Genomic DNA, 24,345 nt, shown 5'->3' with positions numbered 1-24,345 from the left:
CGACGATCAACAGGCCGCCAGTCGTGCCAGATCGAACGCCTCTTTGGCCGGAGCCGACAGTGCCGCGCGAAGACGGGTTGCTTCGGCGGCGGACCACAGGCACTCGGTGAACTCGGCTTCGCTCATCTCCGCCGGAACGTAGAACTCCGCGACACGGGGCGGTTCGCCTTCGGACGCCGACCAGACAACAGCCTGCCGGTCCGTCAGGTTGTGTCGTACGGGTTCGAGAACGCCTCCGTCGGCACTGTCGTAGACCGTCTGCGCTTCCTCGGAGGTCAGGTGGACGAACACGCCGAGTGACCCCTCGTCGGTCTCGTCGAACATCCACCAGAGCAACGCACCGCTGGGGATGTGGAACAGCATGATGTTGGAGAAGCCGTCCCAGCGTCCGAGTACCAGCGGCTGCCGGAGCGGCTTCTCGATCAGCCATCCGTATCGGTCGGTCACGTCGGATCACCTCCAATCCCCCAGGTCAACGACTCCAGTGTGACACGGGTGGGACTGACCCACCATGCCTGATTGATCACCAGCTCGTGGGCTTGCTCTGGCTCGATCGGGGCGAGAACACTCACGTGTGCGGGGTTGCGTGGTGTCGGTGTCCGCATCACCAAGTAGTCAGCCTCGATCAAATCGCCGACACGGAACCATCTCACGCGTTCTCGAATGCGGATGCGGGCCGGCGGATTCATACCCCTCACCGCCATTCCTGCCTCCTCCGGCGTGCACTTCCCGAGCAGCATCGAGATGTCGTCCTCGATCGGCGTGCGTCGATCGAATCGGGGTTGCTCGCGGAACTCGTATGTCCCGTCCGCGCGGACCCGCCCGTACCGACTGACCCACGCAGTTGGATCGACCGAGGAGATGTGGCGGTATTGCGGTCCGGTCCAATGCGGTGGATCTTCGGGCGATCTCCGCCCGCTGCCGCCAACGGCCATCGAGAAGTACCCCCCTCGAGTTTCGACACGACGAAGATGTGCACGAGTGTCAGCCATACCCCTTGGCTGGAGGGCTTCGACAAACCTGAATACCGGTAGCTTGTCGTACCGTCCCTGAGCCCGTATCCAGGCTACCCCCCAGCTGCCTCTGTGACGGACGACCGGATTCCGGAGCCGTGGAACCGTCGGTATCTCAGCGGCTGTTTCGCGCCGCCTCGGCACGGCGCAGTGCGTGGTCGCGGAGTTGCTCTTCGGACGTGAAGTCCACTTGGCGGGCCGCGTTGGCCAGCGCGGTGACCACACAGGTGCCGAAGGGGCCGTCGTGGTCGAACAGCGTGGCCGAGCCCACCGCGACGCCGTCGGCGCTGAGGTGGCTGTCGCCCTCGATGCCGAGTTCGGGGCCGCGCGGCGGGCGAGAGAGGGCCAGGGTGAGGTCGGCGTTGATGAAGCCGATGCCCGCGCTGCCCCAGTTGGTCATCAAGCTGGCCGATTCGCCGAGTTCGGCCGCGGCGACGAACGGTGACGGGGGCTCGCCGAGGACCGGGGCCGGCGGGCGCTGCCATGCGCGTTTGCGCGTGTCGTTCTGGTGTTCGGCCAGCGACTCCGACCACCCCGCGTCGCTGCCCCACAGGTGGGTGCCCGCGCCCGCGAGCACATCCGAGGGCGGTGGGGCGGGCTGCTCGGCGCGCGTCCAGAGGTTTCCTGGCGGCTGCTCGGAGCGTTTCAGGAACACCACCGTCGCCCTGGCCACCGCCTCACCGCCCTGGATGAGTTCGGCGTCGGCCACCACGATCCGCCGACCGGCGCGCACCGGCGTCGTCACCACTTCGACCGGTTTGCGCAAGGTGGGCCGGAACAGATCGACGGTCAGCCGCGCGGGCACGAAACCCGGTGCGCCGTACTCGATCTCGAGCGCCCATGCCAGCAGGCCGCAGATCGACGGGCCGTTCACCATATCGGGCGACCACGCGCTGGCCGCCAACGGCAGCGGCTCGAACCCGCGCTCGGTGCGCTCGAAGAACGCCATCTCCATCGAATCTGCCTTCCTTGACGCGCAAAAGGGCCGCCGGAGTGCGGCGGCCCCTCGCGCGGAGACTACTTGCCGGCGACCGTGCCGTGCTCGTCGGCCGGACGGGCGGCGGTTTGCTCCTTGGCCCAACGGTAGTCGGGCTTGCCCGCCGGGGAGCGCTTGATCTCGTCGACGAACCAGAGGCTGCGGGGGTGCTTGTAGGGGGCGATCTCCTGGGTGAGGACCGGGCGCAGATCCTCCAGCGACGGACGGTTCGCGCCGCGACACTGGACGACGGCGGCCACGCGCTGGCCCCAGCGCTGATCGTCCACCCCCACCACGAGGGCGTCGAAGACGTCGGGATGCGCCTTGAGCGCGCCCTCCACCTCCTCCGGGTAGATCTTCTCGCCACCGCTGTTGATGCTCACCGAACCGCGGCCGAGCATGGTGACGGTACCGTCCTCCTCGACGCGCGCGTAGTCGCCGGGGATGGAGTAGCGCACCCCGTTGATCTCCTTGAACGTCGCCGCGGTCTTGGCCTCGTCCTTGTAGTACCCGAGCGGGATGTGCCCCTTGCGGGCGAGGATGCCCACCTTCCCCGAGCCCGGCTCGACGGGCTTGCCGTCCTCGTCGAGCACCTCGGTGGCGGCGTCGATCTTCACGCGCGGCCCGCCGGTGTGGGTGGCGCCCTTGGTGACCATCGACAACCCGCCGAAGCCGGTCTCCGAGGACCCGATGGAGTCCGAGATCATCCGGTTCGGCAGCAGATCGAGGAACTTGTCCTTGAGCGCCGGCGAGAACAGCGCCGCGCTGCTGGCGATCACGTACAGGCTGGACAGGTCGTAGGGCTTGCCGGTCTCCGGGTTGCCCTCCTCCAGCGCGTCGAGCATCGGCTGCGCCATCGCGTCGCCGGTGATGAAGATGAGGTTGATCTGGTGCCGGTCGATGTGCTGCCACACGCCGTGGCCGCTGAACTCCGGGATCATCACGGTCTTGCCGCCGCCGAACAGGCTCTGGAAGGTGGCCCACTGCGAACCGCCGTGGATCATCGGCGGGATCGGGAAGCGCGTCATCGGCGGGTTCGCCGCGCCCAGCTTCGCCAGGTCCCATTCGTCGGCGACGTACTCGCCGGTGAGGAAGTTGATCCCGCCGCCGAGTACCCGCCACACGTCTTCCTGCCGCCACATCACGCCCTTGGGCATGCCGGTGGTGCCGCCGGTGTAGAGCATGTACAGGTCGTCGGGCGAGCGTTCGCCGAAGTCGCGGTCCCCGGAGGCCTGGGCCAGCGCGGCCTCGTATTCCACCGAATCCGCCGCGAGCGGCACCGAATCGACCGTATCGTCATCGACGACGACCACGGTTTTCAGCTTGGGCAGATTCGGGCGGATGGCGGACACCTTCGGGGTGTAGCGGCGCTCGTGGATCAGCGCGACCATGTCCGAATTGTCGAAGATGTATTGCAACTCGTTCTCGACGTATCGGAAGTTCACGTTGATCATCACGGCGCGCGCTTTGAAAACCGCGACCATGGCCTCGACGGCCTCGATCGTGTTGCGCGAGTATATGCCCACCTTGTCACCCGGTTGGACACCGTTTTCCAGCAGGTAGTGCGCCAGTTTGTTGGCTCGCTCCTCCAGCTGGGCGTAGGTCACCTCACGGGCGTCGTCGGCCAGTGCGACGCGGTCGGGCATGAGGTCGATGGCGTGTTCGACGAGGTCCGCTATGTTGTGGCTCACACCCTAAAAATAGAACGTGTTACTGTTCCTGACAAGGCTCGAAAGTCAGGAGATCAGCAATGCCGCACTGCCTCGTCGAGAAGCGCGATCACGTGCTCGTCGTCACCATGAACCGGCCCGAGGCCCGCAACGCGCTCTCGGCCGAGATGATGGCGATCATGCGCGACGCCTGGGACCGGGTGGACAGCGATCCGGACATCCGCGTCGCGATCCTGACCGGCGCGGGCGGCGCGTTCTGCGCGGGCATGGATCTCAAGGCGATGAACGCCCGCCCGCCCGGCGAATCGTTCTCCGGCGGCGGCTTCGACCTCACCCGGCTCGACGCGCTGCTCAAGGGCCGCAGGCTCACCAAACCGCTGATCGCGGCGGTCGAGGGCCCGGCCATCGCGGGCGGCACCGAGATCCTGCAGGGCACCGACCTGCGCGTGGCCGGGGAGAGCGCGAAATTCGGCGTGTCCGAGGCACGCTGGGGCCTGTTCCCGCTCGGCGGCTCCGCGGTGCGGCTGGTGCGCCAGATCCCCTACACCGTGGCCGCCGAGATCCTGCTGACCGGGCGGCACCTGAGCGCCGCCGAGGCCAAGGAGATCGGGCTGATCGGCCACGTGGTCCCCGACGGTTCCGCGCTGGACAAGGCCCTCGAGCTGGCCAGCCAGATCGCGGCCAACGGACCGCTGGCGGTGCGGGCCATCCTGCGCACCATCCGCGAGACCGAGGGCCTGCACGAGGAGGAGGCCTTCAAGATCGAGGCCCAGCTCGGCGCGGAGGTCTTCCGGTCCGCCGACGCCAAGGAAGGGCCGAAGGCGTTCGCCGAGAAGCGGGCGCCCCACTTCACCGGGCAGTGAGACACCGCGGCCCCCGTGCGCGCACCGCGCCGGGGGCCGAGTCGTGCCCAGGTCACTCCGCGCCGGGGTAGGCCATCCAGAACGGCTCCCACTGGTGGCCGTCGGGGTCGATGAAGTTGCGGCCGTGCATGCCGACCTCGGCCTCCTGCGCGGCCTTGTCCGGGTTGACCTCCTCGGTGGCGCCGGCGGCCAGCGCGGCGGCGGCCAGCGCGTCCACCTCCTCGCGGCTGCCCAGCGAGAGCGCGTAGGTGGCGGAGATGACGGCGCCGGTGTCGGCGACCGGGCGCTTGCTGAAGGTGCTGAAGAACTCGCGGGTCAGCAGCATCAGGCAGATGTTGTCGTCGACGACGATGCAGGCGGCGTTGTCGTCGGTGAAGTCCTGGTTCACCTTCCAGCCCAGGGCCTCGTAGAAGGCCTTGGAGCGGTTCAGGTCGGCGACGGGGAGGTTGATGAAGATCATCTTGCTGCTCATGGAGTTTCGTCCTTTCGGGGCGCTCGGTGCGTGGTCACAGGTAAGGACGGGGCAGGTGCGCCGAACTCATCGCTGCCGCCGAAAATTCTGATCTTGAAGGGTCGACCAGGCAGTTTTCGGGCCTGTCGCTTGTCGGTGGCCTGTGGCATCGTGACCTCCATGACCGAATCGTCCGGCCCGGCCGCGACCCTCTCGCCCGACGTGCTCGCGTCGTTCGAGGGGCACCGGCGGGAACTGTGCGCCTACGCGTACCGCATGCTCGGCTCCTCGTTCGAGGCCGAGGACGCGGTACAGGAGACTTTCACGCGCGCGTGGAAGTCCTACGACTCCTTCGAGGGTCGCGCGAGCCTGCGCTCGTGGTTGTACCGCATCGCCACCAATGTCTGCCTGGACATGCTCGACGGCCCGCAGCGCCGGGCCAGGCCGATGGATCTCAACGGCCCGTACCGCCCCGACGCGCCGCTCCCGCCGCCGCAGCCGGACTACGTCTGGATCGAGCCCATCCCGAATTCCCTTGCCTTCGGGGCTGATCCGGCCGAGCACGCCACCATCAAGGACACGCTGCGCCTGGCGTTCGTGGCCGCCTGTCAGCACCTGCCCGCCACCCAGCGCGCCATCCTGATCATGCGCGAGGTGCTGCGCTTCTCGGCCAGCGAGACGGCCGAGGCGCTGATGATGTCGCCCGCGTCGGTCAACAGCGCCCTGCAGCGGGCGCGCGCGACCATGTCGAAGATCAAGCCCACCGACTCCGACGGCTACGACGAGACCGACGAGAACCAGCGCAAGCTCATCGACGATTTCGTCACCGCGTTCGAGTCCTACGATATGGACGCGCTCACCTCACTGCTGAAAGCCGATGTCGCGCTGTCGATGCCGCCGCTCGAGCTGTGGGTCTCCGGCCCGGAGAACGTGGCCGCGTTCATGCTCGGCCACGGCGCGGCCTGCCGCAATTCGCGGATGATCCGCCTCGAGGGCGCCAACGGCCTGCCCGCCTTCGGCCACTACAAGCCCACCGACGAGCCGGGCGTGTACTCCCCGTGGTCCATCACGGTGCTCGAACTCGAGGGCAAGACCATCACCGGCCTCAACTTCTTCCTCGACACGGAGAAGTTGTTCCCACTGTTCGACCTGCCGATGGAACTGCGCGACCCGGCCTGATCGGCGAGACACGAAGGGGCCGTTCGTCTTTGTAGACGAACGGCCCTTTGTGCTCGGCCTTCACGATCCTGGCTGCGGTCAGTCGGTGGACGGGATTGTGCCGAGGGATGCCGAGGGTCGATAAGCTGCGACGAACTCGGACACCTCGCACGGGCCCCTGAGCTTGTCGAGCAGTTCCGGGTCCGCATAGATCTCGGCGGTGTGTTGCCACGCGGTCAGTTCGTGGACAAATACTTCTGTTTTCGTGATCCGTACGTGCGTCAGTTCCGCCACGGCCTCGGCGCGGCCGTCGTCCGGTAAGTCGGCGAGCCAGGGGTACTCCCGCGTCATCCGGTCGATCGGGGGTTCTGGGACGTCAGTGGTCACTTCGGGCAGGCTATCGGCGAATGCGGCTGTGCGCAGGTGATTTCCGGTGAACGGCGAAGGCCCGCCGGATTCGGCGGGCCTTCGTCCTGCTGTGCTCAGGAAGGTGTCGCCAGCAACGCACCCAGGGACCGGAGGTGGTCGGTGGCCGCGCCGAGGGCGAACTCGTTGTGTTTGGCGGCGGTGAAGTAGTTGTGGACGATGTGGTCGCGGTCGATGCCGACGCCGCCGTGCACGTGGACGACGGTGTGGGCGACGCGGTGGCCGGCGTCGGCGGCCCAGAATTTGGCGGTGTGGACGGCTTCGGCGGCGGGCAGGTCCTCGGCGAGGCGCCAGGCGGCTTGGGTGACGGCCAGGCGCAGGCCCTGCACGTCGATGTAGGCGTCGGCGAGGCGCTGGGCGACGGCCTGGAAGCTGCCGACGGCCTTGCCGAACTGCTCGCGCTCGCGGGCGTAGTCGGCGACCAGCCCGAGGGCCTTCTCCAGCGTGCCGAGCTGCTGGGCGGCCAGGCCAAGCCACGCGCGGGTCAGGATCCAGTCCAGGATGTCGGCCCCGTCCTCCACCGTGCCCACCAATTCCGCCGGGGTCTCGGTGAATTCGACCGCGAACTCGGCGCTGAAGTCCACCACCTGCTGCGCGGTGACGCGCACCGAAGCGTCGGAGGGATCGACCAGGAACACCGCGGGACGCCCGGAAATGCTGGCGGGCACCAGGATTCGCGCGGCCCGGTCGGCGTTCGGCACGGTGGTCTTCGCTCCGGTCAGCCGCCAGCCGTCACCGGTCTCCACCGCGACGGTCGCCGGTTCGGCCGGTTCCCAGTTCTGCTCCTCGGCGAGCGCGGCGCTCAGCACCACCTTGCCCTCGCCGGCCTGCGCGGCCCAATCCCGTTGCGCCGCGGACCCGAACGCGGCCAGCGCGTTCGCCGCGACCACGATCGACCACAGGTACGGCACCGCCGCGACGGACTTACCCAGTTCGCGTAGCACGGCCGTCTGCTCGAGCGCGCCCAGCCCGCTGCCGCCCGCGTTCTCCGGCAGCACGGCCGCGAGAATCCCGGTCTCGGCCAACGACTTCCACAGCGCCTCGTCGAACCGGCCCGCCGCGTCGAGTTCGCGCAACCGGTCGGCGGTGACCAGCTTGGCGCAGACCTCGCCGGTGAGGCGGGCCAGATCCAGCTGGGCTTCGGTGGGGGTGAAATCCATGGTTTCTCTCTGCTCCTGGAAGAAGACGCTCAGCGCGCCGCGGCCGGCTGACGGAGGGCGGTCATGGCGATGATGTCGCGCTGGACCTCGTTGGTGCCGCCGCCGAAGGTGAGGATCAGCGCGGCCCGGTGCATGCGCTCGAGCCGCCCGCGCAGCTCGGCGCCGGGGGAGTCCTGGCGCAGGTACGCCTGCGGTCCGAGCACCTCCATGAGCAGCCGGTACGCCTCGGTGGCCAGTTCGGTGCCGTACACCTTGCAAGCCGAGGCGTCCCACGGCCGCGGGGCCGCGTCGCCGCCCGCGTCGGCGCGGCTGGCGATCTCCCAGTTCAGCAGCTTCAGGTACTCGACCTTGGCGTGCACCTTCGCCAGGTTCAGCTGCACCCATTCCCGGTCGATCACCCGCGAGCCGTCGGCGGCCTTGGTGGTGCGCGCCCATTCGACGGTCTGGTTCAGCGCGAGGGTGAGCGGCCCGGCCGAGGTGAGCGCGACCCGCTCGTGGTTGAGCTGGTTGGTGATCAGCGCCCAGCCGCCGTTCTCCTGGCCCACCAGAGCGCTCGCGGGCACCCGCACGTCCTGGTAGTAGGTGGCGCTGGTGTCGGGTCCGGCCATGGTGTGCACCGGCGTCCAAGAGAAGCCCTCGGCGTCGGTGGGCACGATGAGCATGCTGATGCCCTTGTGCTTCTTGGCGGTCGGGTCGGTGCGCACGGCCAGCCAGACGTAGTCGGCGTAGGCGATGAGGCTGGTCCACATCTTCTGGCCGTTGATCACGTAGTCGTCGCCGTCGCGCACGGCGGTGGTGCGCAGGCTGGCCAGGTCGGTGCCCGCGCCCGGTTCGGAGTAGCCGATGGAGAAGTGCAGTTCACCGGCCGCGATCTTGGGCAGGAAGAACTTCTTCTGCTCCTCGCTGCCGTAGTGCATGATCGTCGGCGCGACGGAGTTGATGGTCAGGAACGGCACCGGCGCGCCCGCGACGGCGGCCTCGTCGGTGAAGATCAGCTGGTCCATGGTCGGGCGGTCCTGCCCGCCGTACTCCTTCGGCCAGGCCAGCGTGAGCCACCCGTCGCGGCCCATCTCGCGCACGACCTCCCGGTAGACGTTGCCCTGTCCGTACTCGCCGGTCGTCGCGCTCAGCGCGGCCCGGCGCTCCGGGGTGATCAGCCGCGCGAAGTAGTCGCGCAGTTCGGCGCGGAGCTCTTCTTGCTGCGGCGTGTACGCAATGCGCATGGCAAAACCTCGTGTCGTTCGATTCGCTTGTCCCGATGATTGCATATCGACTGAAACATGTTCCAGTATTGGGTGTGGAATCCGGCGCGGTCCGTGGCGCCGGCTTGTAGGCTGCCAAGCAGCGGCAGTAGAGGAGTTCTGATGAAGCTCAGCTTTGATCCCGACCTGTGCGAGGCGAACGGAATCTGCGTCGGAATCGCCCCCGACGTGTTCGAACTCGATGACGACGACCAGTTGCACCTGCTCGTGACCGAGGTGCCCGCCGACCGCGTCCCCGAGGTGGAGGATGCCGTCTCGCAGTGTCCGAAAGCGGCGTTGAAGCTCGGATGAAGTTTCTTGCCAGCACATTGAAACGCGTTCTAAAGTCGCCCCGTGAGTGAGAACAATCTGAGCCTCGAGGGGCGCGTGGCGATCGTGACGGGAGCCGGTGCCGGGCTCGGCCGGGCCGAGGCATTGGCGCTGGCGGGCGCCGGCGCGGCGGTGGTGGTCAACGATCTCGCCGAATCCGACTCGGTCGCCGACACCCTGGCCGCCATCCGCGCGCTCGGCGTGAAAGCCGAGTTCGTCGCGGGCAGCATCGCCGAACGAGCCACCGCCGACGCGCTGATCCGCACCGCGGAGGAGTCCTTCGGCGGCGTGGACATCGTCGTCAACAATGCGGGCATCACCCGCGACCGGATGCTGTTCAACATGTCCGACGACGACTTCGACGCCGTGGTCGCGGTGCACCTGCGCGGGCATTTCCTGCTCTCCCGCAGCGCCGCCGCCTACTGGCGCGGCAAGTCGAAGGCGGCGGGCGGTCCGGTCTACGGCAGGCTGGTCAACACCTCCTCGGAGGCGGGCCTGCTCGGCCCGGAGGGGCAGGCCAACTACGGCGCCGCCAAGGCGGGGATCACCGCCCTCACCCTGTCGGCCGCGCGGGCGCTGTCGCGCTACGGCGTGCGTGCCAACGCCATCGCGCCGCGGGCGCGCACCGCGATGACCGAGGCCGTGTTCAGCGCGGCCCCCGAGACGGGCGTCGACCCGCTGGCCCCGGAACATGTCGCGCGGCTGGTGGCCTACCTGGCCTCGCCCGCCGCCGACGCGGTGAACGGACAGCTGTTCGTGGTCTACGGACCGATGGTCGCGCTGATGGCCGCCCCGGTGGTCGAACAGCGCTTCGACGCGGCCGGTGACGCGTGGACCGAGGGCGACTTGGCCGACACGCTGTCGGGGTACTTCGCGGACCGTCCGGCGGGCCGTACGTTCTCCGCGTCCTCGCTCACCGAGCTCGGCTGATCGCCGGGCGGTGGCGGGGTCGCCGCCCGGCAACTGATCAACTGACCATCTGTTGATCATGGGTCCGGCACTTGGTAGACATGGTCAGGCGGGTGTGTGAGGTGTCACAAACGCACCCTCACCAGCCGGAGATCCTTGTTTCAACTTTGGGGGCGGACATCTCGAAAAAGTGCAGTTCAAATGTGACGAAAACCGCACGATGACAATGTGAACGTGTTCTAATCAGTCCGGCGATACGGCCATGGCGCCGAGTCGCGCCACGAGCAGTGCAAGCAGTTGAGCAAGGAGGATCGCGGATGAACGAGGTCCTTGCTGTCCCGTTGCGGGCCGTCGGCGGGTTCTTCGAACTCACCGCCGACGTGGCCCGCGCGAGTGTCCGCAGGCCCTTCCAAGCGCGTGAGTTCATCGATCAGTCCTGGTTCATCGCACGCGTCTCCATCGTGCCGACCCTGCTGGTCGCGATCCCGTTCACCGTTCTGGTGAGCTTCACGCTGAACATCCTGCTCCGCGAGATCGGCGCCGCCGACCTCAGCGGGGCGGGCGCCGCCTTCGGCGCGGTCACTCAGGTCGGCCCCATCGTCACGGTGCTCATCGTGGCGGGCGCCGGCGCCACCGCGATCTGCGCCGATCTGGGCGCCAGAACGATCCGGGAAGAGATCGACGCGATGCGCGTGCTCGGCATCAACCCGATCCAGCGGTTGGTGGTGCCGCGCGTGCTGGCCTCGATGTTCGTCGCGCTGATGTTGAACAGCCTGGTCTGCACCATCGGCATCGTCGGCGGCTTCCTGTTCTCGGTCTACCTCCAGGACGTGAACCCCGGCGCCTTCGTCAACGGGATCACGCTGCTCACCCACCTGCCCGAGCTGATCATCTCCGAGGTGAAGGCCGGGCTGTTCGGGCTCATCGCCGGACTGGTCGCCTGCTACCTGGGCCTGAACGTCAAGGGCGGTCCCAAGAGTGTCGGTGACGCGGTGAACCAGACCGTGGTGTTCGCCTTCATGGCGCTGTTCGTGGTGAACGTGGTGGTCACCGCCGTCGGCATCAAGTTCACGGTGCGGTGACGCGATGGCCTTCGTGATCCAGTCCCGCTTCCCCCGCACGGTGCGGCGGGTGCGGCGGATGTCGGACTCGCTGGACTCGGTCGGCAAGCACGCCGTGTTCTACGCGCAGACCGTCGCCTCGCTGCCGCGCGCGCTGATCCACTACCGCACCGAGACGATCCGGCTCATCGCCGAGATCTCCATGGGTACCGGCGCGCTGGCCGTCATCGGCGGCACCGTCGTCATCGTCGGCTTCCTCACGCTGTTCGCCGGCGGCACCATCGCGGTGCAGGGCTACAGCTCGCTCGGCAATATCGGCGTCGAGGCGCTGACCGGCTTCTTCTCCGCCTTCATCAATGTGCGCATCGCCGCGCCGGTGATCTCGGGCATCGGCCTGGCCGCCACCATCGGCGCCGGTTCCACCGCCCAGCTCGGCGCGATGCGGGTGTCGGAGGAGATCGACGCGCTCGAGACCATGGCCATCCGGCCGGTGCCGTACCTGGTGGGCACCCGCGTGCTGGCCGGGATGATCGCCATCGTCCCGCTCTACGCGCTGGCGGTGATCGCCTCGTTCCTGGCGGCGCGGTTCGCGACCGTGGTGATCTACGGACAGTCGGCGGGCGTGTACGACCACTACTTCTCGACGTTCCTCATCCCCAGCGACATCCTGTGGTCGTTCGGCCAGGCGATCCTCATGGCCTTGGCGGTCATGATGATTCACACCTACTACGGCTATCACGCCGCGGGCGGCCCGGTCGGCGTCGGCGTGGCGGTCGGCAACGCGGTGCGCGCCTCGCTGGTCGCGGTGGTGACGGTGACGCTGCTGGTCTCGCTGGCCATCTACGGCACGTCCGGCAACTTCAACCTCTCCGGGTAGCGACATGGACAAGATCAAGCTCAAACTCGCGGGCCTGGTGATGGTGCTGGCGCTGGTCGCGGTGGTGGCGATCGCGCTGACGATGTTCGTCGGCGGGTTCACCAAGACCGCCGAGATCCTGGTGCAGGCCCCGCGCAGCGGCCTGGTGCTCGACCCCGACGCCAAGGTGAAGGTGCGCGGCGTCGAGATCGGCCGGGTGGCCGCCGTCGAGCACACCGACGAGGGCGCCACCCTGCGCCTGGCGGTCGATCCGGCGCAGCTGAAGCTGGTGCCCGCCAACGCGGGCGTGGACATCCGCTCCACCACCGTGTTCGGCGCGAAGTACGTGAACTTCGTGGTGCCGCAGGACCCTTCGTCGTCCTCGATGGAACCGGGCGCCACCGTGGTCGCCGAGCAGGTCACCGTCGAGTTCAACACCTTGTTCCAGCACCTGTCCGATGTGCTGGCCAAGGTGGAGCCGGAGAAGCTGAACGCCACGCTCTCCGCGCTGGGCACGGCGTTGCAGGGGCGCGGGCAGTCGCTGGGCGAGCTGCTGGCCAACCTGGACGCCTACCTGCGCGAGATGAACCCGATGCTGCCCACGCTGCGGGAGGATTTCGCCAAGACGGCCGAGGTGACCGACCTGTACGCCGACACGGTGAACGATCTGCTGCGCACCGCGGACAACCTCGTCGTCACCGGGCAGACCTTCGTCGACGAGCAGAACGCGCTCGACGACGTGCTCGCCAACGTGGTCGGCCTGGCCGACACCACCGGTTCGGTGCTGCGCGAGAACGAGCAGAACCTGGTGACCGCGCTGGATCTGCTGCGCCCCACCACCGGCCTGCTCGCCGAGTACGCGCCGGGACTGAACTGCATGATCAACGCCATCGGCGCGCTGCTGCCGGTCGGTGAGGCGATGTTCGGCGGCATGCAGCCGGGCGTCACGATGAACACGAACTTCATGCCGGCCGCCGAGCCGTACAAGTATCCGGAGGATCTGCCGAAGGTGAACGCGACCGGCGGACCGCGCTGCGAGGGGCTGATGGACCGAGTACCCGGCAGTCATTCGAACTACGTCGTCACCGACACCAGTCAGGGCGCGCCCTACGTGCCGTCGATGAAGCTGGAGTTCAACGGCTCCAAGGTGTTTCAGCTGCTCTTCGGCGGCCTGCCGGGGGTGACCGGATGAGGAACACCAAGACCACGGTCAAGCTGGCGATCTTCACCCTGGTGATGACGCTGATCTTCGCCGGACTGGCGGTGGTGTTCAGCCAGATGCGGTTCGCCCGCGAGCACGGCTACCACGCCGTGTTCACCAGTTCCTCCGGAATGCTGCCGGGCGCGAAGGTGCGCATCGCCGGCGTGCCGGTCGGCTCGGTCAGCTCGGTGAAGGTGGGCGAGGACAACCTCGCGCACGTGAAGTTCGACGTGGACCGCAAGTACCGGCTGCTCACCAGCACGCGCGCCGCGATCAGGTACGAGAATCTGGTCGGCGACCGGTATCTCGAACTGCTCGACGGTCCCGGCACGGCCGACACCCTGCACGCGGGCGGCACCATCCCGACCGACCGCACCTCGCCCGCCCTCGACCTGGACATGCTGCTCGGCGGCTTCAAACCGCTGCTGCGCGGCCTGGATCCGGCGCAGGTGAACGATCTCACCAACGCGTTGTTGCAGATCTTCCAGGGCCAAGGCGGCACGCTGGTCTCGCTGCTGAACTCCGGCGGCGACTTCGCCAGGACGCTGGGCGAGCGCGACGCGCTGATCGGCAGCGTGATCGACAACCTCAACACCGTGCTGGCCACCATCGACGAGCGCGATCAGCAGTTCGACACCACGCTGAACGAATTGCAGCGCCTGGTCAGCGGTTTGGCCGCCGACCGCGATCCGATCGGCGACGCGATTCCCCGGATCGCCGGCGCCACCGGTGATCTCACCGATCTGCTCGCCCAGGCCCGCCCCGACCTGCGCGCGACCGTCGAGCAGACCGGGCGGCTGGCCACCAACCTCGACAACGACTCCGACACCGTGGAGTGGGTGCTGGAGCGGTTGCCCGAGACCTACCGCAAGCTGATCCGAATCGGTTCCTACGGTTCGTTCCTCGCGCTCTACGTGTGCAGCACGAACTTCATCGTCGACGGTCCCGACGGCAACCCCCTGCACATCACCATGCCCGGCGGGCAGGACACGGGAAGGTGTGCACCCTGATGAGCGAGCAGAGATCCCCCGCCGTGACCATCGGCGTCGTCGGCATCGTCCTCGCGATCGCCATCGCGCTGTCGGCGTTGCAGTTCGACCGGCTGCCGTTCATCCGCGGCGGCGCCACCTTCACCGCGCACTTCGCCGATGCGGGCGGCCTGCTGCCGGGCGATCCCGTGCAGGTGGCGGGCGTGCGCTCCGGCCGGGTGGAGGACGTCGAGCTGGACGGCGCGAGGGTGCTGGTGCGGTTCACCCTGGACGAGGCGATCGTGCTGGGGGACAGGACATCCGCCGCGATCAAGACCAACACCGTGCTCGGTCGCAAATCGCTCGAGGTGGCGCCGCAGGGGGAGGGCGCACTGCGGCGCGACGACACCATCCCGCTGGAGCGCACCACGTCGCCGTATTCGCTCAACGACGCGCTGGGTGATCTCGCGGAGACCGTCGACGGACTGGACATGGTCAAGGTGGACCAGACGCTGGACGCGCTGTCGGAGACCTTCGCCGACACCCCGGCCCCGCTGCGCAACGCCCTCGACGGCGTGACCGAGCTCTCGCGCACCATCAACGCCCGCGATCGGGCGCTGTCGGAGCTGCTGACCAGGGCGCAGAATGTCACCAAGATCCTGTCCGACCGCAGCGCCCAGATCAACGCGCTGCTGCTGGACGGCAACGAACTGCTCGGCGAACTGGACCGCAGGCGCACCGCCATCGGCCAGCTCATCGTCTACGTCAACGGGCTGGCCCAGCAGTTGCGCGGGCTGGTCGCCGACAACGAAGCCCAGCTACGGCCCGCGCTGGAGCGGCTCAACTCGGTGGTGGACATCCTGCAGCGCAACCGGCAGAACATCACCGAAGCCCTCGACGGGCTCGGCCCGTTCGCCGCGGCACTCGGCGAGCAGGTCGGCAATGGCCCGTGGTTCAACGCTTACGTCGTCAACGCGACCAGCGTCGGCCTGCAACCCCTGGTCGACGCGCTGGTCTGGCCCGAGCATCTGCCCGCCGACCTGCGCAACTTCTTCTTGAACCCACCGCCCTCCATCGGGCCCGCGGTCCAGGAGCCGCCGCGATGAACCTTCCTGCCGCTGTCCGCAAGCCCCCGCGCTGGGCGCTGATCCTGGCCGGTGTAGTGGTCGCCGCCCTGGTGATCGCCGGTGTGTACCAAGGGGTCTCGAAGATCGGGACGAAGACCGTCACCGCCTACTTCCCGTCCACCACCGGCCTCTACGAGGGCGACGACGTGCGCGTGCTCGGCGTGAACGTCGGGCGCATCCACGACGTGGAGCCGGGACGTGACCAGGTGCGCGTGGAGTTCACCGTCGACCGCGGCGTGGACATCCCCGCCGACGCGCGCGCTGTTATCATCTCGCCCTCGCTGGTCTCGGCGCGGTTCATCCAGCTCGCCCCCGCCTACACCGGCGGGCCGAGAATGGCTGACGGCGCGACCATTCCGGTCGAGCGCACCGCCGTTCCGGTGGAGTGGGACGACATCAAGGCCGAATTGTCCAAGCTGGCTACGACTCTGGGCCCGGTGGGCGACGACGAGCAGGGCTCGTTCGGCCGGTTCGTGGAAACCGCCGCGGAGAACCTGGACGGCAACGGCGACCGGATGCGCGAGACGCTGCGCGAACTCTCGGCCACGCTGACCACGCTGTCCGACGGGCGCACCGACCTTTTCGGCACCGTGCGCAACCTGCAACAGTTCGTCGAAGTGCTCTCCGCGAGCAACGAGCAGATCGTGCAGTTCGGCGGCAGGCTGGCCTCGGTCTCCTCGGTGCTGGCCGGCGTGTCCGCGGATCTCGGTGCGGGCCTGGACAATCTGGATCTGGCGCTGGTCGATGTGAAGCGCTTCCTGGACGGCAGCGGCGCCGAGCTCACCGAGAGCGTGCAGCGGCTCGCCGACGCCACCCAGATCCTGGTGGACAAGCGCCCCGAGTTCGAGCGCGTGCTGCACTCGGGCCCGACGGCGCTGGTGAACTTCTACCAGCTGTACAAGCCCGCGCAGGGCACCATCACCGGCGCGGTCGCGCTCAACAACACAGCCGATCCGCTGAGCTTCCTGTGCGGTTCGATCCGCGCGCTGGAGGAGAACGATTCCGATCGCTCCGCCGACTTGTGCGCCCTGCACTTGGCGCCGGTGATCCAGTCGCTGGCCATGAACTACGTGCCGATCATGACGAACCCGGCGACCGGTGTGCACGCCTTCCCGAACCAGCTCACGTTCAGTCCGCCGAGTCTGGCGGCGAGCGCGCCGCCCGCGCCGACCAAGCCGGCGCCCGCGCCGGTCACCGTGCCGAACGGACTGCCCGGGCTGGCGATACCGGGGCTGGTGCTGCCGGGAGGAGGACGATGATGCGCACGCGACGCGGCACCACCGCACTGGCCGTCGGCCTGGCGCTCGCGCTGGGCGCCACCGGTTGCGAATGGGATGGCCTCAACTCGCTGCCGCTGCCCGGCGCCGAGGGCAAGGGTGAGGGCGCCTACGAGGTACGCATCCAGATGCCGAATGTCACCACGCTGACCAGGAACTCGCCGGTGCGCGTCGACGACGTGCCGGTGGGCACGGTCACCGGCATCGAAGTGCAGGACTGGCACGCGCTGGTCACCGTCTCGCTCAACGGCGATGTGCGGTTGCCCGCCAACGCGACCGCCCGGATCGGCCAGACCAGCTTGCTGGGCAGCAATCACGTCGAGCTGGCCGCACCTGCCGACGAGGCCCCCGAGGGGGAGTTGCGGGGCGGCGGTGTGATCCCGCTGCGGCGCGCCGGCGCGTTCCCCACCACCGAGCAGGTGCTGTCCTCGCTGTCGGTGGTGCTCAACGGCGGCGGTGTCGCCCAGCTCGAGACCATCACCCGCGAACTGAACGCCGCGCTCACCGGTCGCGAGGACGCGATCCGGGATCTGTTGCCGCAGTTGGAGACCCTCACGTCGAACCTGCGTGATCAGACCGGCGACATCATGTCCGCGCTGGAGGGCTTGGACCGCCTCGGCGGGCAGCTGGCAGGCCAGCGCGACGTGCTCGCCAACGCGATCGACAACCTGCACCCCGCGCTCACGGTGCTCGCCGACCGCCGCGAGAACATCACCGGCGCGCTCACCGCACTGGGTGAACTCAGCGACGTGACGCAGCGCGTGATCGATGCGAGCGGGGAGAACCTGACGTCGAACCTGAACAGCCTGGTGCCCGTCCTGCGGCAGTTGGCCGACACCGGAGGCAATCTCAGCGAGTCGCTGACCATCCTGCTGACCTTCCCGTTCCCGATGCGGGGCCTGGACAACGCGATCAAGGGCGACTACCTCAACCTGTTCATGACCGTCGACATGACCGGTAAGCGCCTGGATTCCAACTGGCTCACCGGCACTCCGCTCGGCGGCCGGTTCGGCGGCGTGGAGGGTGTGGTCGGTAGCTTCGCGCCGAGCACCGCCAGCGATATGGGCAACCCGGCCACCGGGCCGCTCCAGACCGGGCCCGCACCGAATCCGCAAGCGACGCCGACCATTCCGGGTCTGCCGCCGATCCCGGGCCTGCCCGCCATTCCGGGGCTCACCGTTCCGCTGCCCGGCGCGGGTGAAGGGGGTGCGGGCCGATGAAGCTCACCAAGTTCGTCAAGACCCAGCTGGTCATCTTCGCCGTGCTCACGGTGATCGGCCTGACCGTCATGTCGGGCACCTACGTGCAATTGCCCGCGATGTTCGGCATCGGGCGCTACGACGTGACAGTGGAACTCGCCGCGACCGGCGGGCTTTACCAGAACGCGAACGTCGCCTATCGCGGCACGAACGTCGGCAAGGTGCGCGAGGTGCGGCTCACACCCGACGGCGTCGAGGCGGAGCTCTCCATCGACAGCGACTACAAGATCCCCGCCGACGTCGACGCCTGGGTGCGCAGCGTGTCGGCCATCGGTGAACAGTACGTGGACCTGATCCCGGTGCAGAATCCGCAGGGCGGGAATCTGGTTGCGGGATCGGTGATTCCGCAGAGCCGCACCCAGCTGCCGCAGGATGTGGGCACGCTGCTCGACCAGACCGACCGGTTGCTCTCCAGCGTCGCCGACACCCGGTTGCGGCAGGTGATCGACGAGGCGTTCCGCGCGTTCAACGGCGCCGGACCCGACCTGCAGCGCTTCATCGACTCGGCCTCGCTGCTGGTGCAGGAGGCGCAGAACGCGCAGGAGCCCACCAAGAAGCTGATCGAACAGATCGGGCCGTTGCTGGACACCCAGATCCGCTCCGATCCGGCCATCCGCTCGTGGACCGCCGACCTGGCGACGGTGACCGATCAACTGCGCCAACACGATCCGGCGCTGCGCGGCATCCTGCGCGAGGGACCGGCCGCCATGGAGCGAGTGACCACCCAGTTCGCCGACCTGCGGCCGACTCTGCCGCTACTGCTGTCGAACCTGGTGAGTCTCGGGCAGGTGAGCACCATCTATCACGCGGGTATCGAACAATTGCTTGTCGTATATCCGCCGTTGGTCGCGGCGTTGATGACGGCCGTGCGCGGACCCGTGGAGTACGGCGTCATGGTGGACTTCATGATGACGGTCAACGATCCGCCGGCCTGCACGACCGGCTTCCTCCCGCCGAACGAGCGGCGGTCCCCGAGCGAACTGAACTTCGTCGACACCCCGCCCGGCCTGTACTGCAAGATCCCGCAGGACTCGCCCATCGAGGTGCGCGGCATCCGTAACACGCCCTGCATGGAGTTCCCCGGCGTGCGCGCGCCGACGCCGGAACTGTGCCGCACCGGGTACGTGCCGGAGGGCGACAACCCGCCGTTCGGCCCGCCGCAGCCGGTGGCTCCCGCGAGCGCGCCCGCCGATCCGGGACAGGTGGCTCCGGCTTCCTACAGCACACCCGCGGCGGCCAAGTCCTACGACCCGGAGACGGGCGTCTACATCGGCACCGACGGTCGCACGTATCGTCAGGGTGATATCGGACCGGGCGGTTCGGGAACGGTACCGTCGAGCTGGCAGGCGATGCTCGAGGAGCAGCAACGATGAGTGATACGAATTCGAACACACATCGGGGGCGCAGGAAGGCCGTGCGGTCCGCGGGGCCGCCCGTGGACGAGGCGGGGACGGTCGCCGGGGACGTGACGGTCCGCCTGGGTGGTGATGCGGTCGAATCCCGTTCGGCTGGTGGGGGATTCGGTGGTGGTGCCGGGGCTGTGTCGTCGGAGGGTGGCAAGGGCGCCGGCGCGGCTGGTTCGGTGCCGCTGGCGAAAGGCGGTGCGAGTGATGCCGGGCCGCAGGCGAAAGGCGTTGCCGGATCGGGCGATGCTGTGCGTCGGTCGACGGACGCTGCCGGTTCGGGCGTTGCCGAGTCGCTGACGAAGGGCGACCGTGGTGCGTCCGAGGCGGGCGATGCCGGCGGTTCGGTGCCGCTGACGAAGTCGGACAGCACCGATTCCGCGGAAACTGCCGTCGTGCTCTCGAAATCGGATGCCGCCGAATCCGATTCGGCCGACGCGAAGGCCGATGGCGAGTCCGCATCCGAGACGACCGGTCGGCCGGGTGTCGGGCGGATCCTGCTCGCGGCCGCCGCGGCCGTGCTCGTCCTCGCGCTCGTCGCGGGCGCGGTGGTCTCGGTGTTCCTCACCCGGTCCATCGACGAGCGCGACGCGCGCCGCGCCGAATACGTGCAGACCGCGCGGCAGGCGATCCTGAACCTCACCACCATCAACGCCGACTCCGCCAAGGAGGACATCGACCGCATCCTGTCGATGGCGTCGGGCCAGTTCAAGACCGAATTCGACGGCCGCGTCGACCCGTTCCTGAGCATCGTGCAGCAGGCCGAGGTGCGCTCCAGCGGCGAGATCGTGGAGGCGGCGCTGGAGATCGACGCCGACGATTCCGCCAAGGTGCTCGTCGCCGCCAAACAGACCCTGACCAACGCGGGTCAGGCCGAACCGCAGACGCGGTTCTACCGGTTCCGCGTCACCGTCACCGACACCGACGGCGGTCTCACCGCCTCCAACGTGGAGTTCGTGCCATGACCAGAACCCGAGTACTGATCGCGGCGGGCGTCGCGGGCGCCGTCGCGCTGGCGGCGGTGATCGTGATGGGTGTCAACGGATTCCGCTACTGGAGCGACCGCGAGGCCGAACAGGCCAGGCAGGACGCCGCGGCCGCGGCCAGCCGCACGGTGGCCGCCATGTTCAGCTACGAGTTCGGCACCGTCGACACCGAACTCCCCAAGGCGGCCGACAACCTCTCCGCCGACTTCCGCGCCGACTACCTCAAACTCATCACCGAGGCCATCGCCCCCGGCGCCAAGGAAAAACAGCTCACCGTCCAAGCCACCACCCAAGCCGCCGGCATCGTCTCCGCCGAAGACGACCGCGCCGTAGTCCTCCTCTACCTCAACCAGATCACCACCAGCAAAGACTCCCCCCAAGGGACCACCACCGGCAGCCGAGTCCGCGTGACGGTCGACAAAACCGACGGACGGTGGCTGGTGGATTCGGTAACCCCGATCTAGAGGGTGTTGATACGCCGCCATCCGGTGGGGAGGGATCTTTGGAATCCGAGACCTGTGCGGCCTTCGTGACACAACCGTCGGTCATCGCAGATCCATCGGGGGCAGGGCCGTGGGTTCGACGCTCAACGCCCGCAACACTTTTCGCAGGCCGATCAGGTCGTGCAACAGAGCTGCGCGCTCGATGTCCACCACGAGGCGGTGATCGACTCCGGCCAGTCCGGCCAGTCCGGCCAGTTCGGTGCGGGTGAGGCCGTGGATCGCGCGTTCGTCCCGGACCACTCGCGCCAATGTCGACGGGTAGCGCAGGTACTCCCGCCGGGGGCGGTGCAATACCGACCACACGCGTTCCTTGTTCCCCGCGATGGCGTGCACGACCAAGTTTGACCCGCCGTCCAGCTCGGTCGGCGCGCGACCAGCCCACCAATCGACCAGCAGTCCGGCCGGATCATCGGCGGTGCGCAGCAGCCGCAATCGCTCCGCTGTGCGAGCCCGCAACTGGCCGGTCAGGCCCTCCAGCGACCGGGTGTGCAGCGCTCGTGTCAGCGCGCGCTGCGACGCCACCGACAGCGGTCGCCGCGCTGCCCGTCGCACGGGGGCCGGCGCGTCGATATCCCACCGCCGGCCCACCTTCACGGCGGACACCCCGCCTGTTCGCGCCAGCGCGCGAACTCGTCGCGGGGTCGGTGCGCACGGTCGCGCCGCCGTTGTAGGACACGTCGACGATATCGGGGCTGATGCTTCAGCAGTTGCCCGCCACCCGCTGTTCGGCGTGCGCCGCGCCCGCGAGCGCACTCGCGCCCACCACACCGGCCGCCGCGATCCCGATCATGGCGATTCCTTTGCGAAACACAGTCTCGTCCTCCCTGATGCCGACCGTTTCCGCGCGCGACCCCCGGGACGCACGGCTCTCCCTCGACCCCAGCCGCCGGATCGCTCACGCGTCGCGCGGCAATCGGACCGTAAAGATCGTTCCCTCGCCGGGCACGCTGCGCACGCCGACGGTTCCGCCGTGCGCTTCGACCAGTGCGCGCACGATCGACAGCCCCAGACCCGTCCCGCCGCTGGCGCGGGTGCGGGAGGTGTCGGTGCGGTAGAAGCGTTCGAAGACTCGATCCGCTTCGTCCGGCGGCAATCCGGGGCCGGTGTCGGCGACTTCCAGCACCACGTCATAGAGCTCGGGGGTGAGTGCGACCGTGATATCTGCGTCGGGTGGTGTGTGGGTGAGCGCGTTGTTCGCCAGGTTGGCGAGCACTTGGCGCAATCGGGTCTCGTCGCCGTCCACCTCCAGAGTGCCCTTGCCGGAACGCACTTCGAGCGTGATCCGCCGATCGGTCGCGGTAGCGGCGGCGACGGCGCGCGCGCTGTGGACCGCGTCGCCCGCGAGGGTCAGCAGGTCGACCGGCCCGCGCTCCAGCGGCCGTTGCGCGTCCAGCCGCGCCAGCATCAGCAGGTCCTCCACCAGCACGCCCATGCGCTGGGCTTCGCGTTCGATGCGGTCCAGCACCAGCACCGGATCGTCGGTCGCGCCTTGGCGATACAGCTCGGCGAATCCGCGAATCGTGGTCAGCGGGGTGCGCAGTTCGTGGCTGGCGTCGGCGACGAAGCGTCGCATGGTCGCCTCGGAATCGCGCGCGGCGGCCTCCGACGCCTCGGTCGCCGCGAACGCCGACTGGATCTGGGCCAGCATGCCGTTCAGCGACCGCGACAGCCGATCCACCTCGGTGTCGTTGCCACGCACCGGAACTCGTCGGTGCAAATCGCCTTTGGCGATGGCCGCCGCGATATTCTCCACCCGCCGCAACGGCAGCAGGCTGCGGCGGATCACGAAATACGCCGCCAGCGCCAGCACCGCCAGCACCGCCGAGCCGACTGCCACTTGCAGCATCACCAATCGCCGCACGGTGTCGTCGTTCTGCGTGAGCGGGAGCGCCACGGTGGTGGCCACGTCGGGGGTGCGGACTTGCACCACGCGCCACCGCGTCGGATCGCCGTTCAAGGAGTCCACCGTCACCGGATGCGCCGCGGACACCGCGGTGAGATCAGGAACCGCCTCCACGTCGAACGGCTTGGACACGAAAGTGCCCGCGCCGTCGGCGTATTCGGTGGTCACGTAGAACGTGGTGGGGGTGCCGCGCTGGTCGGGCGGCGGGGCGGGGAGCGCGGGACGGATGGCCCGGACCCGCGACATCGCGGCGTCGGCCAACTGTTGATCGGTGCGGTTCATCAGCGAGTTCTGCAACGACGAGGTCACCGCGAGGCCCGACACCAGCAAGCCCAGCGCGGCCGAGATCACCAGCGCGAGAACCAAGGTCACGCGCAGCGGGACGGCCGACAGCCGATCGCCCACCGCCTTGCGCGCCCGGCTCAGCGGATCCTGCTCACGCCGAATCCGGTTCGGGCGTGCGGCCTTCCGCGTCGTCTGGTCGGCGGTCACGGCGTCCGGCTGCGGTCGGGCGCGCGCATCACGTACCCGACGCCGCGCAACGTGTGGATCAACCGTCGCTCCCCGGTGTCCACCTTCTTGCGCAGATACGACACGTAGGTCTCCACCACGCCCACCTCGCCGCCGAAGTCGTAGCGCCACACGTGATCCAGGATGCGCGGCTTGCTCAGCACCGTGCCCGCGTTCACCATGAAGTAGCGCAGCAGCGTGAACTCCGTCGGGGACAACGCGACCGGTTCGCCCGCCTTCCACACCTCGTGCGTGTCGTCGTCGAGTTCGATGTCCTCGAACCGCAGGCGCGGCGAATCCCGTACGGGCTCACCGTGACCCGCGCGCCGCAGCACCACCCGCAGCCGCGCGACCACCTCTTCCAGGCTGAACGGCTTGGTGATGTAGTCGTCGGCGCCCAGCGTGAGCCCGGCGACCTTGTCCTGCACGTCGTCGCGCGCCGTCAGGAACAGCACCGGCGCGTCGATGCCGTCGGCCCGCAGCCGCGGCAGCAGGCCGAAGCCGTCCATGCCGGGCATCATGACGTCCACGATCAACGCGTGCGGGCGGAACGAGCGCGCCCGGTCCAGCGCTTGGGCCCCATCGGCCGCCGTCTCGACCTCGAAGCCCTGGAACCGCAGACTCACCGACAGCAGTTCCACGATCATCGGCTCGTCGTCGACGACGAGCACCCTCGCCTCGGGAAGTCCCGCCGGTGCATCGTTCATACAGACCACGATCGTCCGCCCTGTTCAGGGCTTCCTGGGGAGTACCTGGGAACTTGCTGTGTCTTTGGCGCGCCGGGGCGCGCGGGTTCGCGGCCCTTTGTGTCTCGCGTCCCAGCGCTCGAGACTTGCGCTGGCGCGCGTGCGCTTCGAGCGCTGGGACGCGAGACGGCCGCGAACGGTCGGTCGTCGGGCTCCCTCCCCGGGGTGGTCGGGAGGGTGGGGATCGTGCGTTGTCAGTTGAGGGTTGGGGCGAGCCCGGTGAAGGTGTGCCGGTGTTTTTGGAGCGCTGGCTGGCGCGTGCGGGTTCGCGGCCGGTCGTCGGGCTCCGTCCCCGAGGTAGATGAGAGAGTGCGGATGGGGCGTTCGCGCCGGAAGGAGAACCTGCTC

The 24,345-nt window shown here is 68.6% G+C and carries 24 protein-coding genes; 14 read left to right on the top strand and 10 right to left on the bottom strand.

The features are described from left to right. Nucleotides 1-6: 6 nt before the first annotated feature. The 3 genes from OHB21_RS04880 to OHB21_RS04870 form a co-directional block, all read right to left on the bottom strand. Nucleotides 7-447, bottom strand: coding sequence for a hypothetical protein (locus OHB21_RS04880; protein WP_067505303.1), 441 nt, complete (start codon nt 445-447; stop codon nt 7-9). A 681-nt stretch (nt 448-1,128) separates the two neighbouring features. After that, entirely contained in the window at nt 1,129-1,968 is an 840-nt protein-coding gene (locus tag OHB21_RS04875) for a thioesterase family protein (protein ID WP_067505299.1), read from the bottom strand. Nucleotides 1,969-2,030: 62 nt separating this feature from the next. Continuing rightward, entirely contained in the window at nt 2,031-3,680 is a 1,650-nt protein-coding gene (locus OHB21_RS04870; protein ID WP_067505295.1) for an acyl-CoA synthetase, read from the bottom strand. Between the two features lie 59 nt (nt 3,681-3,739). On the opposite strand from OHB21_RS04870, the gene OHB21_RS04865 reads away from it, so the two are divergent. After that, nucleotides 3,740-4,522 carry a crotonase/enoyl-CoA hydratase family protein gene (locus OHB21_RS04865; RefSeq protein ID WP_067505292.1) on the top strand — a complete coding sequence of 261 codons (783 nt, stop codon included), beginning with the start codon at nt 3,740-3,742 and terminating at the stop codon, nt 4,520-4,522. A 52-nt stretch (nt 4,523-4,574) separates the two neighbouring features. Here the strand turns inward: OHB21_RS04865 and OHB21_RS04860 are convergent, their stop codons facing one another. Further along, a complete protein-coding gene (locus OHB21_RS04860; protein WP_067505289.1) occupies nt 4,575-4,994 on the bottom strand; it encodes a VOC family protein in 420 nt (139 codons plus the stop codon). A gap of 159 nt (nt 4,995-5,153) precedes the next feature. On the opposite strand from OHB21_RS04860, the gene OHB21_RS04855 reads away from it, so the two are divergent. Continuing rightward, nucleotides 5,154-6,152, top strand: a complete 999-nt coding sequence (locus tag OHB21_RS04855) for a sigma-70 family RNA polymerase sigma factor (protein ID WP_067505286.1) — start codon at nt 5,154-5,156, stop codon at nt 6,150-6,152. Between the two features lie 78 nt (nt 6,153-6,230). On the opposite strand, the gene OHB21_RS04850 is transcribed toward OHB21_RS04855, so the two are convergent. The 3 genes from OHB21_RS04850 to OHB21_RS04840 form a co-directional block, all read right to left on the bottom strand. Further along, entirely contained in the window at nt 6,231-6,518 is a 288-nt protein-coding gene (locus OHB21_RS04850) for a hypothetical protein (RefSeq protein ID WP_147265910.1), read from the bottom strand. A 95-nt stretch (nt 6,519-6,613) separates the two neighbouring features. Next, nucleotides 6,614-7,717, bottom strand: coding sequence for an acyl-CoA dehydrogenase family protein (locus OHB21_RS04845; protein WP_195142129.1), 1,104 nt, complete (start codon nt 7,715-7,717; stop codon nt 6,614-6,616). 29 nt (nt 7,718-7,746) lie between these two features. Further along, nucleotides 7,747-8,940, bottom strand: coding sequence for an acyl-CoA dehydrogenase family protein (locus OHB21_RS04840; RefSeq protein ID WP_067505277.1), 1,194 nt, complete (start codon nt 8,938-8,940; stop codon nt 7,747-7,749). Between the two features lie 141 nt (nt 8,941-9,081). On the opposite strand from OHB21_RS04840, the gene OHB21_RS04835 reads away from it, so the two are divergent. The 12 genes from OHB21_RS04835 to OHB21_RS04780 all read left to right on the top strand — a co-directional run bounded on the left by OHB21_RS04835 (nt 9,082) and on the right by OHB21_RS04780 (nt 20,799). Next, nucleotides 9,082-9,270, top strand: coding sequence for a ferredoxin (locus tag OHB21_RS04835; RefSeq protein ID WP_067505274.1), 189 nt, complete (start codon nt 9,082-9,084; stop codon nt 9,268-9,270). Between the two features lie 42 nt (nt 9,271-9,312). After that, nucleotides 9,313-10,218 carry a 3-oxoacyl-ACP reductase gene (locus tag OHB21_RS04830; protein WP_195125294.1) on the top strand — a complete coding sequence of 302 codons (906 nt, stop codon included), beginning with the start codon at nt 9,313-9,315 and terminating at the stop codon, nt 10,216-10,218. Between the two features lie 296 nt (nt 10,219-10,514). Continuing rightward, nucleotides 10,515-11,279, top strand: coding sequence for an MlaE family ABC transporter permease (locus OHB21_RS04825; protein ID WP_067505269.1), 765 nt, complete (start codon nt 10,515-10,517; stop codon nt 11,277-11,279). A gap of 4 nt (nt 11,280-11,283) precedes the next feature. Next, nucleotides 11,284-12,135 carry an MlaE family ABC transporter permease gene (locus tag OHB21_RS04820; RefSeq protein ID WP_067505266.1) on the top strand — a complete coding sequence of 284 codons (852 nt, stop codon included), beginning with the start codon at nt 11,284-11,286 and terminating at the stop codon, nt 12,133-12,135. Nucleotides 12,136-12,139: 4 nt separating this feature from the next. Next, nucleotides 12,140-13,306 (top strand): MCE family protein, encoded by a 1,167-nt coding sequence (locus OHB21_RS04815; RefSeq protein ID WP_067505263.1) that lies wholly within the window; start codon nt 12,140-12,142, stop codon nt 13,304-13,306. Next, nucleotides 13,303-14,325, top strand: a complete 1,023-nt coding sequence (locus OHB21_RS04810; protein WP_067505260.1) for a virulence factor Mce family protein — start codon at nt 13,303-13,305, stop codon at nt 14,323-14,325. The genes OHB21_RS04815 and OHB21_RS04810 overlap by 4 nt, the downstream gene beginning before the upstream one ends. Further along, complete coding sequence (locus OHB21_RS04805) at nt 14,325-15,389, top strand: MCE family protein (RefSeq protein ID WP_067505257.1); 1,065 nt, start codon at nt 14,325-14,327, stop codon at nt 15,387-15,389. The genes OHB21_RS04810 and OHB21_RS04805 overlap by 1 nt, the downstream gene beginning before the upstream one ends. Next, on the top strand, nt 15,386-16,669 hold the full coding sequence (locus OHB21_RS04800; protein ID WP_067505254.1) for an MCE family protein: 1,284 nt from the start codon (nt 15,386-15,388) through the stop codon (nt 16,667-16,669). The genes OHB21_RS04805 and OHB21_RS04800 overlap by 4 nt, the downstream gene beginning before the upstream one ends. Continuing rightward, nucleotides 16,669-17,907: an MCE family protein gene (locus OHB21_RS04795; protein ID WP_407675230.1), complete on the top strand. Its 1,239-nt coding sequence runs from the start codon at nt 16,669-16,671 to the stop codon at nt 17,905-17,907. Before OHB21_RS04800 ends, OHB21_RS04795 begins: the two co-directional genes overlap by 1 nt. Then, a complete protein-coding gene (locus OHB21_RS04790; protein ID WP_067505248.1) occupies nt 17,904-19,319 on the top strand; it encodes an MCE family protein in 1,416 nt (471 codons plus the stop codon). Before OHB21_RS04795 ends, OHB21_RS04790 begins: the two co-directional genes overlap by 4 nt. Next, the gene (locus tag OHB21_RS04785) at nt 19,316-20,314 is read left to right on the top strand and encodes a hypothetical protein (RefSeq protein WP_195142128.1); all 999 of its coding nucleotides are present in this window, start codon (nt 19,316-19,318) and stop codon (nt 20,312-20,314) included. Before OHB21_RS04790 ends, OHB21_RS04785 begins: the two co-directional genes overlap by 4 nt. Next, nucleotides 20,311-20,799, top strand: a complete 489-nt coding sequence (locus OHB21_RS04780; protein WP_067505244.1) for a h domain protein — start codon at nt 20,311-20,313, stop codon at nt 20,797-20,799. The genes OHB21_RS04785 and OHB21_RS04780 overlap by 4 nt, the downstream gene beginning before the upstream one ends. An 81-nt stretch (nt 20,800-20,880) precedes the next feature. Here OHB21_RS04780 and OHB21_RS04775 read toward each other — a convergent pair whose 3' ends face one another. The 3 genes from OHB21_RS04775 to OHB21_RS04765 form a co-directional block, all read right to left on the bottom strand. Next, complete coding sequence (locus tag OHB21_RS04775; protein ID WP_195125297.1) at nt 20,881-21,432, bottom strand: hypothetical protein; 552 nt, start codon at nt 21,430-21,432, stop codon at nt 20,881-20,883. 301 nt (nt 21,433-21,733) lie between these two features. Beyond that, nucleotides 21,734-23,146, bottom strand: coding sequence for a sensor histidine kinase (locus OHB21_RS04770; protein ID WP_324192035.1), 1,413 nt, complete (start codon nt 23,144-23,146; stop codon nt 21,734-21,736). Nucleotides 23,147-23,229: 83 nt separating this feature from the next. Then, a complete protein-coding gene (locus OHB21_RS04765; RefSeq protein WP_067505236.1) occupies nt 23,230-23,958 on the bottom strand; it encodes a response regulator transcription factor in 729 nt (242 codons plus the stop codon). Between the last annotated feature and the right edge of the window lie 387 nt (nt 23,959-24,345).

The organism is Nocardia puris (assembly GCF_036051655.1).
GTDB classification, from domain to species: domain Bacteria; phylum Actinomycetota; class Actinomycetes; order Mycobacteriales; family Mycobacteriaceae; genus Nocardia; species Nocardia puris.
The sequence above is the reverse complement of the archived record's forward strand: the minus strand, read 5'-3'. Positions and strand labels throughout refer to the sequence as shown.